Source organism: Pseudoalteromonas sp. KG3, from assembly GCF_030436385.1.
In the GTDB taxonomy this organism is placed as follows: Bacteria; Pseudomonadota; Gammaproteobacteria; order Enterobacterales; family Alteromonadaceae; genus Pseudoalteromonas; species Pseudoalteromonas prydzensis.
The window spans coordinates 1869121-1884363 of sequence record NZ_CP098523.1; the positions used below are offsets into that span (position 1 = coordinate 1869121).

Annotated in this window: 15 protein-coding genes and 1 pseudogene; 6 read left to right on the top strand and 10 right to left on the bottom strand. The window is 40.1% G+C overall.

Annotation, left to right across the window (positions count from 1 at the left end; all coding sequences use genetic code 11):
• Positions 1-151 precede the first annotated feature (151 nt).
• Positions 152-1369, top strand: a complete 1218-nt coding sequence (locus tag NDQ71_RS08810) for an IS4 family transposase (RefSeq protein WP_301562640.1) — start codon at positions 152-154, stop codon at positions 1367-1369.
• Positions 1370-1493: 124 nt separating this feature from the next.
• Positions 1494-1637 (top strand): hypothetical protein, encoded by a 144-nt coding sequence (locus NDQ71_RS08815; RefSeq protein ID WP_301562620.1) that lies wholly within the window; start codon positions 1494-1496, stop codon positions 1635-1637.
• Positions 1638-1764: 127 nt separating this feature from the next.
• Here NDQ71_RS08815 and NDQ71_RS08820 read toward each other — a convergent pair whose 3' ends face one another.
• Positions 1765-2733: an IS30 family transposase gene (locus tag NDQ71_RS08820; RefSeq protein WP_086959932.1), complete on the bottom strand. Its 969-nt coding sequence runs from the start codon at positions 2731-2733 to the stop codon at positions 1765-1767.
• A 64-nt stretch (positions 2734-2797) separates the two neighbouring features.
• On the opposite strand from NDQ71_RS08820, the gene NDQ71_RS08825 reads away from it, so the two are divergent.
• Together NDQ71_RS08825 and NDQ71_RS08830 are read left to right on the top strand one after the other, a co-directional pair.
• On the top strand, positions 2798-3871 hold the full coding sequence (locus tag NDQ71_RS08825; RefSeq protein ID WP_301562621.1) for an ISAs1 family transposase: 1074 nt from the start codon (positions 2798-2800) through the stop codon (positions 3869-3871).
• Between the two features lie 42 nt (positions 3872-3913).
• Positions 3914-4537: pseudogene (locus tag NDQ71_RS08830) on the top strand (glycosyltransferase family 25 protein); the annotation flags it as partial.
• Between the two features lie 69 nt (positions 4538-4606).
• Here the strand turns inward: NDQ71_RS08830 and NDQ71_RS08835 are convergent.
• The 9 genes from NDQ71_RS08835 to NDQ71_RS08875 all read right to left on the bottom strand — a co-directional run bounded on the left by NDQ71_RS08835 (position 4607) and on the right by NDQ71_RS08875 (position 13126).
• Positions 4607-5026 carry a group 1 truncated hemoglobin gene (locus NDQ71_RS08835; protein ID WP_301562622.1) on the bottom strand — a complete coding sequence of 140 codons (420 nt, stop codon included), beginning with the start codon at positions 5024-5026 and terminating at the stop codon, positions 4607-4609.
• Positions 5026-5859, bottom strand: a complete 834-nt coding sequence (locus NDQ71_RS08840) for a DUF3034 family protein (RefSeq protein ID WP_192543228.1) — start codon at positions 5857-5859, stop codon at positions 5026-5028. Before NDQ71_RS08840 ends, NDQ71_RS08835 begins: the two co-directional genes overlap by 1 nt.
• 22 nt (positions 5860-5881) lie before the next feature.
• Complete coding sequence (locus NDQ71_RS08845) at positions 5882-6724, bottom strand: sulfurtransferase (RefSeq protein WP_054203026.1); 843 nt, start codon at positions 6722-6724, stop codon at positions 5882-5884.
• Between the two features lie 83 nt (positions 6725-6807).
• On the bottom strand, positions 6808-7590 hold the full coding sequence (locus NDQ71_RS08850; RefSeq protein WP_054455890.1) for a glycosyltransferase family 2 protein: 783 nt from the start codon (positions 7588-7590) through the stop codon (positions 6808-6810).
• 59 nt (positions 7591-7649) lie between these two features.
• On the bottom strand, positions 7650-8069 hold the full coding sequence (locus NDQ71_RS08855; RefSeq protein WP_054203024.1) for a group 1 truncated hemoglobin: 420 nt from the start codon (positions 8067-8069) through the stop codon (positions 7650-7652).
• On the bottom strand, positions 8069-8902 hold the full coding sequence (locus NDQ71_RS08860) for a DUF3034 family protein (protein ID WP_301562623.1): 834 nt from the start codon (positions 8900-8902) through the stop codon (positions 8069-8071). The genes NDQ71_RS08855 and NDQ71_RS08860 overlap by 1 nt, the downstream gene beginning before the upstream one ends.
• The gene (locus tag NDQ71_RS08865) at positions 8889-11204 is read right to left on the bottom strand and encodes an EAL domain-containing protein (RefSeq protein ID WP_192541837.1); all 2316 of its coding nucleotides are present in this window, start codon (positions 11202-11204) and stop codon (positions 8889-8891) included. The genes NDQ71_RS08860 and NDQ71_RS08865 overlap by 14 nt, the downstream gene beginning before the upstream one ends.
• On the bottom strand, positions 11197-11856 hold the full coding sequence (locus NDQ71_RS08870) for a methylamine utilization protein (protein ID WP_301562624.1): 660 nt from the start codon (positions 11854-11856) through the stop codon (positions 11197-11199). The genes NDQ71_RS08865 and NDQ71_RS08870 overlap by 8 nt, the downstream gene beginning before the upstream one ends.
• A 163-nt stretch (positions 11857-12019) precedes the next feature.
• Complete coding sequence (locus tag NDQ71_RS08875; protein ID WP_301562625.1) at positions 12020-13126, bottom strand: phosphoribosylaminoimidazolesuccinocarboxamide synthase; 1107 nt, start codon at positions 13124-13126, stop codon at positions 12020-12022.
• Between the two features lie 184 nt (positions 13127-13310).
• Here NDQ71_RS08875 and NDQ71_RS08880 point away from each other — a divergent pair, with 184 nt between their 5' ends.
• Together NDQ71_RS08880 and NDQ71_RS08885 are read left to right on the top strand one after the other, a co-directional pair.
• Positions 13311-14000, top strand: coding sequence for an ABC transporter ATP-binding protein (locus NDQ71_RS08880; protein WP_192541834.1), 690 nt, complete (start codon positions 13311-13313; stop codon positions 13998-14000).
• The gene (locus NDQ71_RS08885) at positions 13997-15241 is read left to right on the top strand and encodes an ABC transporter permease (RefSeq protein ID WP_301562626.1); all 1245 of its coding nucleotides are present in this window, start codon (positions 13997-13999) and stop codon (positions 15239-15241) included. The genes NDQ71_RS08880 and NDQ71_RS08885 overlap by 4 nt, the downstream gene beginning before the upstream one ends.
• Positions 15242-15243 lie beyond the last annotated feature (2 nt).

A 15243-nucleotide genomic window follows, 5' to 3' on the forward strand; every position in this document is an offset into this window, starting at 1 on the left:
CGACTCAACTTATTCGCTAGAGCAAAGGTGTAAACTAGGGACTTAACATAGAAGCCTAAAGTATCCCCAAAATTAGCCTTTATATATCAATGAACTAATAGTGTTAAAAAATATGGGTAGTGAGGGAACATTCATGGTGTTTTGTGATCTTATGAATCGCTTAAAAACAACAGAACTAAACACCATGAATGCGTCTACTATTTTGCACAATATGCTCCGCGCTGTCACCCCTAACTCTATTCATAAAGCCAGATTTAATACTCTAGTCGCTGCCGTTAAATCTCTTTTGCACTGTCAGCAATGCACCTTGACATCTATTGGTCGCAATTTGGATTCAAAAACAACTGAAAAACATGATATTAAACGTATTGATCGACTACTCAATAACCACGAGCTTTTGCGTGAGTCGACATCGGTTTATGTTCGCTTAAGCCGTTTTGTGGTCACTGAAAAGCATCCCGTCATTTTGGTTGATTGGAGTCATGCAGATACACAAACCAAATACTGTATTCTGCGTGCCAGCATTGCCAGTGAAGGTCGTTCTTTGACCCTGTATCAGGAAAGTGCATTCAGTTTTCAGTATCATTGCCCAAAAGTTCAAAAACGGTTCTTAAAGATGCTCAAACTGATTTTGCCGGGTGACTGCCGGCCCGTAATTGTGACGGATGCGGGCTTTAAAGTTCCTTGGCTCAAAGCCGTGCGAAACAATGGCTGGCATTATATTAGCCGTGTTCGAGGTACGGCACATTTGAAAACGCAGGGCAGCGATGAGTTTGTTCCATGCCAGTCACTATTCAAGAGCAATCAACGTAAGAGCCAGTATCTTGGCGCGACCGAGTTGACCAAAAGTGCAAAATATCAAACTCATGCAGTGCTGGTTGGCAAGGGACATAAGTTATTAAAAAGAGATAAAAAACGTGGTTATAAGGAGCCTTGGCTACTCGTTTCTTCTCTTCCAAAGAGGCACCACTTTCTCGAAAAAGTACTCAAATTATATGGTATGAGAATGCAGATAGAAGCAGGATTTCGAGATCAAAAAAGTGTTAGGTTCGGCTTAGGCTCAGATCTGCACAGGACAAACAAACTCTATCGATTAGACATACTGTTGCTGCTTGCCACACTGGCTCATTGGTTCTCAATGATGCTGGGGGCAGTGATAGACAAAGCAGGAAAGACAGGCGCTTTTCAAGCTAATTCAACCAAAAAAAGACGAGTAGTGTCATGGGCATTTGTTGGGCTGCGATACTTCAAAAAACAGTCCATTAAACTGCGACGGCGAGATTATTTGGCAGGACTAGCCTATTTCGTACAGGTGGTAGTGCAACTCGATTGGAAAAATATGGATGTGAGTGATGTAATTGAAACTTAATGATTATTTCTGGGGATCCCTTAGCATAGAAGCAATATATTTAGTTAACAAAATAATTTTATTATCCCGCAAACCAATTTAAATGTTAAAATGTTCTTACTGTAATTTTTTTAACTTTAAAATTATGTCTATTCCACTTTATATTATTAATATGCAAGGCTGTGAAGAGCGCTGGTATACAACGCAAACACGATTAAACAGTATAGGCATGGAAGCTGAACGTTTTAGCGCAACAGTAGGTAAACAGCAGGGCGGGATCGCACTTTAAATAAAAATATGATCTAATAGAGAAAATTCACTTATAGCATTCAATTTTGAGCATCTTAGACCACCTTACTGTTATTGAAGAAACACGTTCTGATATCAACCTTGAATTCAAGTATTAAGTGCAATCATTATGCAGCCACCAGAACTTCTGATTGCCCCGTAAATAATTCATGAGGGGTTTTATACCCTCTTGTTTTTCTTGGCCGATGGTTGAGCTTATCAACTGCCGCCTGTATCTCTGCTTCACTTAGCGCCATAAAGTCAGTTCCCTTGGGGAAGAAGCGTCTAAGTAAGCCGTTGGTATTCTCATTTATGCCCCGCTCCCATGATGAATAGGGATGAGCGAAATACACATCAGCTTCTAATTTTTGTGCAACATGCTCATGGTGAGCAAACTCTTTTCCATTATCTAACGTCACGGTAATAACCTTACCTTTATATGGTGTCATACACGTGATCAGCGCATCGGCTGTTATTTTCGCATGCTTGCTTTCAATTCTGTGAACGACTGTATATAACGTTTTACGTTCAACCATTGTGACAAGCGCATTTTTACGCCCTTTACCTATCACTGTATCGCCCTCCCAATCACCAATCCTAGACTTTGAATCCACAATACTTGGGCGTTCATCAATGCTGACTCGATTAACTATCTGTCCACGTTTATCATAGCTTCCATAGCGTTTTTTATACTTTTTACATGCACGAGTGAGTGTCTTATGTAGCTTGCCACCACGAGCCTTGTCTCTGTAAATATATTGATAAATTGTTTCATGATGTAAAACGACCTGTTTCTCTAAAGCTAAGCGGCCTGCCACTTGCTCAGGGGAAAGTCCGTCATGCAACAATTTATTAATCCAGTGAGTGACGTCCTCTGTTAACTTACTTGCTTTGAAAGATGACTTACGTCTTTGTTCAGCAAAGTTATTGGCTTGGTTAGGCCGATAGCCTTTAAGTCCTTTATTGCGTTTTAGCTCTCTAGAAATAGATGACGGTGAACGAGTTAGTTCTTCAGCTATCTGCTTTTGGTTATTTCCTGCTTTTATTAACGCGTAAATCTGGTATCTTTCTTCTTGTGTCAGCTGTTTATATTTCATTAAAGCAATTTCCTTTGGCGAGAAAATGGCCGAATTATAACAGCTGGCCATCTAATCTGAGAAATTGCACTTATTATCCGAATTTAGGAACCAAAAACATAATCTAATTGATGTTATGTTCTTGATAATTACAGCCATATCCTCAGGATGTGAGGGATGGCAAGATATTGAAATTTATGGTGATGAAAAGCTATCATGGCTCAGACAGTACCGAGCTTTCAGACATGGTATCCCTCGGCGGCATACGATAGCACGTATACTACGCAGTGTTGTTGCGGAATCCTTATTAGAAGCTTTAGCCTTGTGGTTAAATGAACAGCGCCAGTCATTAAATAAACCCATTATTGCCTTTGATGGCAAGGTGCTACGCGGCTCTTATCGAAATGATAGAAAAACAGCACTGCAATTAGTAACGGCGTACGATACTGAGCGAGGGTTAGTATTGAGTCAAAAACCGACAAAAACAAAAAACGGCGAAATAAGTGTTGTTCGTCAAATGCTTGATATACTTGATGTAAAAGGAAGTGTCATCACGATGGATGCACTTCATTGCCAACGTGAAACACTCGAAATAATTTCAGATAAAAAGGCACATGTAGTTGTTCAGGTTAAGAAAAATCAACCCAAACTGTTTGATGCTGTATCGAATTCATTTCAAGCAGTATTTGATGCAAATAAAGAAAAAGTCGTCACACACATTAAGCAAGAGATCCATGGTCGCAAAGAAGAGCGCTACGTCTATCAATTAAAAGCGAACCTGCCGACAGAGCTTGCACAGAAGTGGCCAACAATAAGAAGTATAATCGCAGTTGAACGCCACAGAACAGTAAAGAATAAGTGCAGTATAGACACGTCGTATTACATAAGTTCAATGTCACCTAAACACAAAATGCTAGGGCATTATATACGGCAACATTGGCGTATTGAAAATAGCCAGCATTATGTTTTAGATGTTGTTTTCAAAGAAGATGATTCAAGAATAGCGTTAGAGGGTGCAGTTGAAAACATCGCTTTATTTAGGCGCTTTGTAATGAACATTTTGAGGCAATGCGGATGCGGGGCCCCAAGTCAACGTAGCAAAATCAAAAAGGCAAGCTGGAGTGATGATTATCGGGCGAGAATATTTTTTGGATTATAAATTAATCAAAGTATGCTCCCGCCCTGAGGTAAACAGCTCAGCGAAACAGAGCTGCAAACTTGGTATTGCCCAAGTAAAAATAAAAAGTACTATCATCGAGACTTAACAAAAGGTGAGATTGGTTGCTATGTTAGCCATATGCGTATTTGGCAAAAAATGGTCGACGAAAATATTGCTGTTTGCGTGATACTCGAGGATGATTTATTTATCCAACCTCACTTAAAAAATGTCATAGAAGCGACTCTTGAATTACAACACTGGGATTTAATTAAACTCTCAGATAACCGTGATTTTCCATTCATCGATACGGCAACACTACAAGACGGCTTAACTTTGGGTAATTATAAAAAAGCGCCCAATGGCACACAGGGCTACATTATAAGCTTAGCTGGTGCTAAAAAGCTGTTAACTCGTAAGCCATTTTACAGACCTGTTGATGTAGATATCCAATTTCATGGTGAAGTTGGACTACAGATGGTGGGCATCAAACCATACCCTTTAGCAGAAGACAGAAACTTTGAAAGTGAGATCACAAATGCCAATACAGGCTCTCATTCTAATCGCAGTACATTGTTAAGAAATTTAAAACATAGGATCCGCCTCTATATACAGCGAAGAGATAAAACAGCAGTTCTAGCGAAGATAACGGCCGATAAAAGCCATTAAGTATTTAAAAATTAGCCATGTTACCCAAGCCACCTTCCGTTGAGCACCAATTTTGGTGGCATCTATTTGCTAAATCTTAATAATCTCAGAGCGTAACGGTGCCATTTTCGCGAGTATTTTATTTTGTACTGAATGAGCAATATTTTGCTCATTCATGGCATTAATAAGTAAATCGACTACATGATTAAAGTCCGCTTCGGTAATATTCATTCCGGTATGGATCTCCACCATACTATCGCGCGTGTACTCACAAGGGCCATTAGTTAGCACACACAAATGATTGATAAAACCCTCTCGAAAATGGCTAATATTGGCGTGCTCAAAGTAGTGAATTATCTGCTCATCATTGCCGATTTGATTAATAAAGCTGTCGACTAATCTTTCTAGCCCAGCTTTTCCATCGAGTTGTTGATACAAGGTTAAGTTAGCCATATTTGAACAAGCACTGAGTAGCATAGTAAAAATTATTATTGTTATAAATTTTAACATCACCAATATCCTGTTACCGATAAATACCAACCGGTTTGATCTGGCGCCCCCGCGATACTGCCTAAATCAAGGTATGCTGCGGTAACGCTAACATATTTATTAGGCATCCAAGCGACAAACAAATCTTGCCAATCTTGCTCACCTAGCCCTAAGTTATTTGATTTTTGTCGATATTCAACACCCACTGCAATTTCTCGACTTAAGAAAATAGCGGTACTACCTTCAAATAATAACTTTTCGCTGCCATTGGCTCCACCGTAGCCAAGTAAACCTAGCTGATTTGCTTCGCTATAGCGCGTGGTTATGTTCCAGAACCAGTTATAACCTGCGATAGCACCTAAATGTAATTTACTCGCCGCTAAGTAAATATCGGTACCAGAGGTATCCTCAGCGCCGACAAGTGTAGCAACGGTGCCATCATCAAGAGACTTATGCTGCGCACCGAGTGTTAGCTGTGGCCAATAACTATAGACAATATCGCCATAGAGCCTAACTTTAACACCTGTAACTGCTTGTTCTATTTCAGTATCAAGTGCTGGTACCGCAAAGTTTTGCTGTGCATAGCTAAGCTCAACACGATTAAATAAATTAATTTGCGCACCGCATACATCAAGGCTGTAATCAGTCACATCTGCACGACTGCAAAAGCCATTGACAGCAAATTCATCTTCGCTGGCATAACCGGCAAGCTGTGCCCAAGGTACAATGCCGCCGCCTCCGCTGCCCTCTATTTGCGATACCCCAGGCGTTGCTAACAACTTACCTTGCGACGCAAAAGAATCAAAAACAGCGAATGTGGTAACGCAGACCAATAATAATTTAAGCCTGTTCATTGTATTGCTACGGGTTTGCACTTTAACGTGCTGGGCTAGAGCCGGTTTCGATAGGCAACTCATCACGGCCGCCCCACTCACTCCATGAACCGTCGTATACATGTAAGTTTTCGTAGCCACATTCATCAGCAAACAATGCCAATATGCACGCTGTTACGCCCGACCCACAACTAAACTGTAAGATACTTTGGCCATCTATTACCGCCTCAAACGCCGCTTTTATTTGTGTCAGTGGCTTAGCTTCCCCGTCATTGAGTAATGCTGCAAACGGTAATGAACAACTATTAGGAATATGCCCACTGCGCATACCTTCGCGAGGCTCTGCCATTTCGCCAGTGAAACGCTTATAGCTTCGTGCATCAAGCAAAAGTACATCATCGTCATCAATACCATTAAACACGGCTGCTGTATCGATAAAGTACCCTACACGCGCTCTTGCTTTAAAATTACCCTTGTGGTGATTTTGGCTGTATTCAACTTGAGTGAGGTAACCGAGTGATTGCCATTTAGCTAAACCGCCACTGAGAACCTTAACGTTGTCAAAGCCCATTGCTTTAAACATCCACCAGCCACGCGCGGCACTAAATAGTCCGCCATCTTCATAAATAACAACAAGTGAATCATTATCAACACCCAGCAATTGCATTTGCTCGGTAAACTGCTCAGGGCTACACATAGTATGCGATAAGCCGCTGGATAAATCCGCTAACTGCTTTTTAAAATCAAAGCGCAAAGCATTGGGTAGCTTAGCGTGAGGCTGATATTGCCCAGGTAAACCAGGACGCACCATTCCTGCATCAAAAATAACGAGTTTAGGGTCGGTTAGATGTTCATTTAACCACGTGGCGGTTACTAAATTTTTCATACTTTATATGTTGCTGCCTACAATATTTACTGACAATATCAGCGGGTAATAATGCTAAAAATACAAACAAACCAAAAATAGGTTTATTTTTTTTGCTTTTTATTTTGTTCATATAACTTTGCTTCTTTCAAAAAAGCATAATGAGCGGTCATCATTGATTTTATAAACCCTCGATTACCAAACAGAAAAAATCGACAGAATATATACTCTTTAATAAATGTAATAGGAAAAACAAGCAATAATTTCAAAATAGAATAGCGCTTACCTTGTATAATTTTTTCTTTTGCTCTTAAGGTTGAGTAGGTATTATTTTTGGCTGTTAAGGTGTCGATATCGTTATAACCATAATGTAAAAAATACTCTTTAGCATAAAGCTCTTTACCTTCTACAGTGGCACTTTCATGAACCAATTTTTTGGCGTTAAAACATGCATCACTTTTTTTGTAGAACCTGACATTATTTGGCTTTTTAACCCAACCAGTTGGAAACTTATTAATAAAGCGATCAATACGTTTTAAACGTACTGCGGTATATTTATCTTCCTCCATAGCATTACATAAGACCTGTAATGCAGAAGGCGTTAGTTCTTCATCACCATCTAAATTCAAAACCCAATCAAAGCTACAATGCTCCATCGCTATTTGCTTTTGCTTCGCATAACCCTCCCATGGATGGTAAATTACCTTTGCACCTAGCTCTGTAGCTATCTCAACCGTGCCATCAGTACTGCCTGAATCAATAACAATAACTTCAGCACATTCGCTGACACTTTTAAGTGTATTTTCAATATGTTCAGCTTCATTCAATGTGACGATGAAAACACTGATTGGCGCTTTATTTTCTCTATTCTTTTTACTTTCCGACATATTTTTCACTTTAAAACTCTTTTGATAACCTAAACTAACAGCAATCGATAAAGCACTGTTTAAATTTCAATAATCTCAGCTCGTAATGGAGCCATTTTTGCTAACACTTTATTTTGCACTGTATGATTGATATTCAGTTCATTCATCGCATTAATAAGTAACTCAACAACATGATTGAAGTCAGTCTCATTAATATTCATACCAGTATGAATCGCGACCATGTCATCGCCGATGTATTCACAAGGCCCGTCAGTTAAAGCGCATAAGTGGTTAATAAACCCATCACGAAAATGCGTGATGTTTGCATCTTCAAAATAGTGAATTATTTTCTCATCGCGCGCAATCTGATTAATAAAGCTATCAATTAACCTTTCAATTCCTGCTTTACCATCTAGCTGCTGATACAACGTTGGACCACCAGTGGATTTACAGCCCCCCAGCATCAGCAATAACGCGACTATTATTAGTGTGCTTTTCATTACCAATACCCTGTTACTGATAAATACCAACCCGTTTGATCATCTGCGCCAGCTATACTGCCCAAGTCGAGCCAAGCAGCCGTAACGCTGACATACTTATTAGGCATCCAAGCGACAAATACATCACGCCAATCTTCTTCACCCAAACCTAAATTGTTTGATTTTTGGCGATATTCAATACCTACTGCAATATCACGGCTTAGAAAGATAGCCGTACTGCCTTCAAATAATAATTTTTGACGACTATTAGCACCACCGTAGCCAAGCAACCCTAACTGATTCGCATCACTGTAGCGCGTAGTCATATTCCAAAACCAGTTGTAGCCCGCCAAAGCGCCTAAATGAAGTTTACTTGCTGCAAGGTAAATGTCTGTACCGCTTGTTTTTTCTGCGCCGACAAGTGTTGCTACGGCGCCATCGCGTAGTGATTTATGTTGCACGCCTAAACTTAATTGTGGCCATTGGCTATACACTATATCGCCGTATAAACGGATTTTAGCACCGGTGATTGACTGCTCTATTTTTGTGTTTAATGCTGGCACATCAAAGTGTTGCTCTGCATAACTGAATTCAACACGATTAAACGAATTGATCTGCGCACCACAAACATCAAGGGTATAATCACTTACGTCTGCGCGACTGCAAAACCCATTGATTGCAAACTCATCGTCTGTTGCATAACCTGCTAATTGCGCCCAAGGGACTAAACCTCCACCCGCGCTACCTTCAACTTGCGATACGCCAGGCGTTGCTAATAATTTCCCTTGCCCTGCAAAGTTACTAAATGATAATAAACAAGCAATAAATCCCAAAAAAAACTTAAGCATGCTCATTGTTAAACTCTTTTAACCATTGTTCAAAAACATCCGCTTTTAAAGGTCGGCTCAAATAATACCCTTGCACATGATCGCATTTCATACTTTTTAACAACTCAAGTGACCCTGCGGTTTCCACCCCTTCTGCAACAACTGAAAACCCTAACTGGTGGCCAAGCGTGATCGTGGATTCTACAATAAATTGATCTTTTTCTGATTCATCAAGTTTTAAAATAAAGCACTTATCCAGTTTAAGCTCGTCGATAGGTAACATTTTCAAGCGCCCCAGCGATGTCTGTCCTACACCATAATCATCGAGTGAAATTTTCACCCCTATTGCTTTAAGATTTTCAAGCGCTTGAATGCCTTTCTCTTCATTTTCGATCATATCGCGCTCAGTCAGCTCTATTGTGATCAAGGCAGGCGCGACCGAATAATTTTTTAATGTGCTCACTAAATTAGAATGAAATCCAGGGTATGCAATATCTTGCGCTGAAACGTTAATTGCAGCTTGCATATAAATGCCATTTTTCTGCCATTGTTCAACCTGCTTAATCACCGTTTTTATAACCCACTCGGTCAGCTCGACGATCAAACCTGACTGCTCAGCTAAATCAATAAATAGCTCCGGCGAAATCCAACGGCCATCTTTTTGCTGCCAACGGATCAAAGATTCAACTTTATCAATTTTTTGTGAAGCAATATTTAATTTAGGCTGGTAAGTCATAAATAATTGGCCGTCGTCATCTGCGATAGCCTGCTTAAGCTCATCAATCATTACTAAGCGCTCTAGATGCTCCTCATCTTCACCCGCTTGATAATAATGAATACTCTCATGGGCATTTTCACCGTTATCAACAGCGATTAATACGCGACGGATTAAGTCATCCGCTTTTAGGCCTTGAGCAGGATATTGCACAACTCCGGTACTAAAACGCAGGTTAATTTTTAATTTCTGAATGGTGTAGCAAGCCTGTAACTGCGCCATTAAACCTACAATGTCATTTTTAAAGTTCTGGCTACCATCACTTGGAAATACAGTTAAAAACTCATCACCACCAATACGTGCATGCAAGCCACCAAACTCATCAGAAAACTCGGCTATACGACCTGCAACTGCTTTTAAGCAATCATCGCCAATGCGTGGTCCTAACTTATCGTTGATATGACGCAAGCCGCGGATATCGATAGCCACCAGTGTATATTCACGGTCTTTATTTAACTGCTCATTGAGTACTTCTAGCATTGCTGAACGATTATAAAAGCCTGTAAGGGTATCATGTTTAGCTGCAAAACTAATTTGCTGCTCACGCTCTTGAATATCGTTACCCATGTTTTTAAATGCATCAATGAGTGTTGAAATTTCACTGCTTTGCTTTTTACTCATCGCATCAACGCTATAATTACCGCGCGCAAATTGACGCGCTAAACTGGCTAACTGCGATAACGGCATAGTCAAATTTTTTGCAAGTAAGCTACTGGTAAAAATACCTATTACTATCGTAATTGCGGCCAAAAACATTAATGTAAAAAATAGTCGCTCAAATTCACTGTAGCTTTGTGTTAGATCAGCACTGAGCATCACATTCACTGAATGCTGGTTAAGTGACGGTAGAGAAAGATCGCGATTGCGATATACAAGCTGCTCGCCAAAAATACGTGAGGTGGTTTTTTTATGGAAGTACTCTGTTGGTATAAATGGAACTGGTCGCTCTAATAAGGAGCTTCGTACTAAATCATCTCCTTTGGCAATAAAACTAACATCTAAACCGGTTAAGTTTTTAAGCTCCAGCACAACACTTTCATCAATTTTAAAACCCACCAAGCTATATGCTACGGTGCGCGGCGCCTTGATCGGTAGTAAAATAACCTGATATAGCTCATTATTTAGCACAACAAAGCTAGACTGCTCGGTATTATTAAGCAACTCATTCATCAAGACTTGTGAATTATCATCAAAATCTTGTTGTCGATTAGTTGATACTAACTTACCTGATAGGTCCAATAACAACATAAGATCAGCATTAATACGTTGGCTATGATTGTATAATACACTGCTTATTGTATTGGCGTCTCTGGTAGCAACCGCCTGCTTAAAGCCAAAGTCAGCGGTCAACACCTTCGCTGCGGTGAGCAATAAGCTTTCTTTTGAAGTCAAATATTGCTTATAGACATTTTCAGCCACATTAATATCTTGTGTTACTTTTTTTTCATTAAATTGACTAGTCGACCACCAAAAACTAAATAAGCTGACTATAGTCGTTAATAACACCAAGCCGACACATAAAATAGTAATGCGATTCTTTAAGCTGTTAGTCATTCCCGCCCTTAAACTTACTACCAAAAGTATTGCGTGGTTTAGGCTCTGTTGTTTGCATTATTACTTGTAAACTACGAGGTGAATTTACAGTTAGTGCAAGAGGCTGTTTCTCTTCTAAGGCATTTTGCTGCAGTGAGTGCCAAAGACTAAGTTGCACAGGCAGTGTTAAGCCACTCAGCTGTACATTTCCCTGCTCATCACTTTGATAAACATGAGAACTTCTAGCGACATAAATATACCCTACCATTGAATCATGAATATTACAGCCAAGTACCACCACGCCTTGATTCTCAAACGTAATTGGGCTTTCTGGTTGTCCTGAATAAAGTTTCAACTGAAATGGTTTAGCTGAAGAAAAAGAGTACACATGATGACGAATATTATCGCTATTCGGAAAGTTGACCTGCTGCCCCTGTTGAGCAATTAACAATGTGGGTGAAAACTGCTTATCGACTTGATCCATAATAAGCACAGATAGCTGCTGTGATGACTTATCATCAGCTTCACTCACAAGTTCTATTACTACATTTTTAAGTGGTTGCCCATGTTGATCAACTACATTAAGCGTAACATCTTGTGCAAAGGCGGCATATGAAAACGCCACTGTTAAAAAAGTCACAATGCTCTGAGCTGCCAGTTTTTGCAGTTTCATTTAGTCATCCTCGGTAGTGTGAACACTAACCTGTGAGTATTTCTAATTAATCTTTGGTTAAGTTAATTAGAGACTGACTCCAAATGCAAGAATAAAAGCCCAGTTACACTAAATAATAGTAAAACTTGAGGCTTTTAAACAACAGCAAGCAATTTACTAGTAATTAAGCCTTAGAAACCAAGCCGTATTGCTGATCTAAAATCGTAATAACCTCTGCGCGAGGATCAGCAGGAATTGCGATATCATAACCCACTATTTTACTGGCAATACCAACATAGGTTTCTGACACAGCTAACATCACAGACTCTGGTAGGATGTAATCTTTAGCTAATTGCTCTCGCTCAGGCATACGGTCTTTATTCAGTAGCACATCGCTATCTGGCACATTGCTAATTAATAACTGGCGAAACCCTTCTTTAGAGTTCTCAACAATTTTGCCATCCCTATAAGCAGCACCATCCCAAATACGTGATGAGTCAGGTGTGCCTACTTCATCGATGTAGATCAGTTTATCGGTGCCATCAATATCTTCTACATAGCCAAACTCAAACTTAGTATCAACGAAGATTTGATCCAGTTTAGCCAGTTCAGCACTAATTAAACCAAAGCCTTCAACAAGCAGTTTTTCGTATTGTGCAACATCACCTTCAGACTTAAAGTTAAATACACTTAAGTTATTAGTGATATTGCCACGGGTGATATTTACATCATCTACTGCAGGAATATCTGCAACACCGGTAATGATACCTTTCGTTGATGGCGTAATTAAAACCTCATCTAACTTTTGATTAGCCGTTAAGCCTTCAGGTAACTCTAAGCCACAAAAGTTACGCACCCCTTTAGTGTAATCACGCCACATGCTGCCAGTAATATACTGACGAGCAATAGCTTCTACTTTTACGGTACTGGCTTTACGCACAATCCATACATACGGATGTGGAATATCAACAATGTGATTCCCAGCAAGACCTGCTTGATCAAATAACTTAAACCAATGTGATGCAACAGTGTTTAACGCCATACCTTTACCTGGCACACCATTTAGGCCGTTTTCACCTTGCCAAATACAATCAAATGCAGAGATACGATCGGAGATTACCATAATAGCCAACTCAGTACCTCTGGGTACTTGATAGCCTTTTTCGCTGATCAAACGTGCGCTGTCTTCGTCTGTTAACCAATAAACTGAGCGTACTTTGCCACTGTGAACAGGGCCCTTAGTGCGGATTGGTAAATCATCGTTTACGTCTAAAACTTTATAGCTAGTCATGCTATCTCCGGATGTATGGCATGCCTATTACAGGCACAGGTATGGAATTGGGGTTATAAGCCGCTAATAATAATCGAGACCGAAGGAAATCACAATTAAAGCACTATGTGATTTAACGCAGTTTAGTTGGTATTTTGTTATTCAAGTTATAAGATAACATCAAAATCCAGCAACAATTTATGTAATGATAAATATAAAGCAGCTAAGTTTTAAATGGCAAAAACAACAAAGTAACCCAACCCTCGCGATTGCAGCGCTTGAGATTGCTAAAGGTGAACATGTATTTTTACATGGCCCCAGCGGCTGCGGTAAGTCCACGTTCTTATCATTGCTTGCGGGGATAAATCGGCCAACATCGGGTAGTTTAAATATTTTTGGCTGTGAACTAAGCAAGCTAACTAACAGTAAGCGTGATGTTTTTCGTGCTGATCATATTGGCTATATTTTTCAAAACTTTAATTTATTGCCCTATTTATCGCCGCTTGAAAACGTGACATTAGGGTGCCAATTTTCAAAGCAGCGGCAAAAAAAAGCCCTTGTAAATAGTATGACTCTCAATCAAGAAGCTGCACGGTTATTAAATGCACTTGGCTTAAGCGAGCAATTCCACCTGCAAAATGTCGCTAATTTAAGTATCGGGCAACAACAACGTGTCGCAGCCGCGCGAGCTTTTATTGGTAGCCCTGAGCTTATCATTGCCGATGAGCCAACCTCTGCACTTGATACCGGTAATCGCCAAGCATTTATTAAATTATTATTCGAACAAGCTCAAGCTGCTAACAGTACCCTCATTTTTGTCAGTCACGATGAGAGCTTACAGCCGTTATTTAATCGCAATATTGATTTAATCGCGTTACAGGAGCAGCTTTCATGATCTTAATAAAGCTTGCCATAAGCAGCCTTTATAACCGCCGAGCAAGTGCACTATTGACCCTATTCACTATTGCTATCAGCGTCATGCTGCTATTGAGTATTGAACGTGTGCGAGTTGATGCTAAAAGCAGTTTTAGTAATACCATTTCTGGTACTGATCTCATTGTCGGCGCCCGCACTGGCGATATACAGTTATTGCTCTCCTCGGTGTTCCGTATTGGTCACGCTAATAACGGCGTAAGTTGGCAAAGCTATCAATACATAAAACAACAACGCGGCGTCAAATGGACCATCCCATTATCACTGGGCGATAGTCATAAAGGCCAAGCTGTACTAGGTACTTCTGACGATTATTTCACCCATTATCAATATGCTAAAAAACAATCCCTTAGTTTTAGCCAAGGCCAGCCTTTCCGCCATTTAAATGAGGTAGTGCTAGGCGCTCAAGTTGCAGAGAACTTAGGCTATTCACTTGGCGATAGTATTGTTATTTCCCATGGTATGGGTAATACCAGTTTTCATCATCATGATGATAACCCTTTTACTGTTGTCGGTATTTTAAATGCCACTGGCACCCCTGTTGATAAAACCCTGCATATTCCATTAGCAGCTATTGAACAAATCCACGCCACTAACCACACTGAGCATGAGCATGAGCATGAGCAGCCTATAGACCTCATTGGCGAACCAAAACAAATTACTGCGTTTTTAATTGGTTTTGACTCACCACTGTATACTCTGCAAGTACGTCGCAACATTAATCAGTTTAAAGATGAAGCATTACTCGCCATTATGCCCGGTGTTACGTTACGTGAATTATGGGAAATGCTCACTATTGTGGAAAAAATCTTACTAATGTTTTCTATGGTGGTGGTATTAGTGAGCCTGCTTGGTATGCTTACCACTTTATTAGCGAGTCTCAATCAGCGCCGCCGAGAATTAGCTATTTTACGCTCAGTTGGTGCGAGGCCTTGGCATCTGTTCGCTTTGATCAGCATTGAATCATTACTAACAACATTTTTAGGTTGCCTAGCAGGTTGCGGGTTATTTTATTTGCTCATGTCTCTCGCAGCAGGTTACTTGCAAAGCCATGCTGGGATCACAATCACTATTGCTATGCTATCGGGCTATGAACTCATGCTGATCGGCGCTATTATGGCGGCTGGTTTTATCGTTGGTTTGATACCAGCTACCCGTGCCTATTTTTACTCACTGTCTGATGGCATGAGCATTAAAATTTAAGA

Excerpts from the sequence above, each read along its gene's own strand:
- NDQ71_RS08810 (WP_301562640.1), top strand. The coding sequence starts at position 152 with ATGAATCGCTTAAAAACAACAGAACTAAACACCATGAATGCGTCTACT.
- NDQ71_RS08815 (WP_301562620.1), top strand. The coding sequence starts at position 1,494 with ATGTCTATTCCACTTTATATTATTAATATGCAAGGCTGTGAAGAGCGC.
- NDQ71_RS08820 (WP_086959932.1), bottom strand. The coding sequence starts at position 2,733 with ATGAAATATAAACAGCTGACACAAGAAGAAAGATACCAGATTTACGCG.
- NDQ71_RS08835 (WP_301562622.1), bottom strand. The coding sequence starts at position 5,026 with ATGTTAAAATTTATAACAATAATAATTTTTACTATGCTACTCAGTGCT.
- NDQ71_RS08840 (WP_192543228.1), bottom strand. The coding sequence starts at position 5,859 with ATGAACAGGCTTAAATTATTATTGGTCTGCGTTACCACATTCGCTGTT.
- NDQ71_RS08845 (WP_054203026.1), bottom strand. The coding sequence starts at position 6,724 with ATGAAAAATTTAGTAACCGCCACGTGGTTAAATGAACATCTAACCGAC.
- NDQ71_RS08850 (WP_054455890.1), bottom strand. The coding sequence starts at position 7,590 with ATGTCGGAAAGTAAAAAGAATAGAGAAAATAAAGCGCCAATCAGTGTT.
- NDQ71_RS08855 (WP_054203024.1), bottom strand. The coding sequence starts at position 8,069 with ATGAAAAGCACACTAATAATAGTCGCGTTATTGCTGATGCTGGGGGGC.
- NDQ71_RS08860 (WP_301562623.1), bottom strand. The coding sequence starts at position 8,902 with ATGAGCATGCTTAAGTTTTTTTTGGGATTTATTGCTTGTTTATTATCA.
- NDQ71_RS08865 (WP_192541837.1), bottom strand. The coding sequence starts at position 11,204 with ATGACTAACAGCTTAAAGAATCGCATTACTATTTTATGTGTCGGCTTG.
- NDQ71_RS08870 (WP_301562624.1), bottom strand. The coding sequence starts at position 11,856 with ATGAAACTGCAAAAACTGGCAGCTCAGAGCATTGTGACTTTTTTAACA.
- NDQ71_RS08875 (WP_301562625.1), bottom strand. The coding sequence starts at position 13,126 with ATGACTAGCTATAAAGTTTTAGACGTAAACGATGATTTACCAATCCGC.
- NDQ71_RS08880 (WP_192541834.1), top strand. The coding sequence starts at position 13,311 with ATGATAAATATAAAGCAGCTAAGTTTTAAATGGCAAAAACAACAAAGT.
- NDQ71_RS08885 (WP_301562626.1), top strand. The coding sequence starts at position 13,997 with ATGATCTTAATAAAGCTTGCCATAAGCAGCCTTTATAACCGCCGAGCA.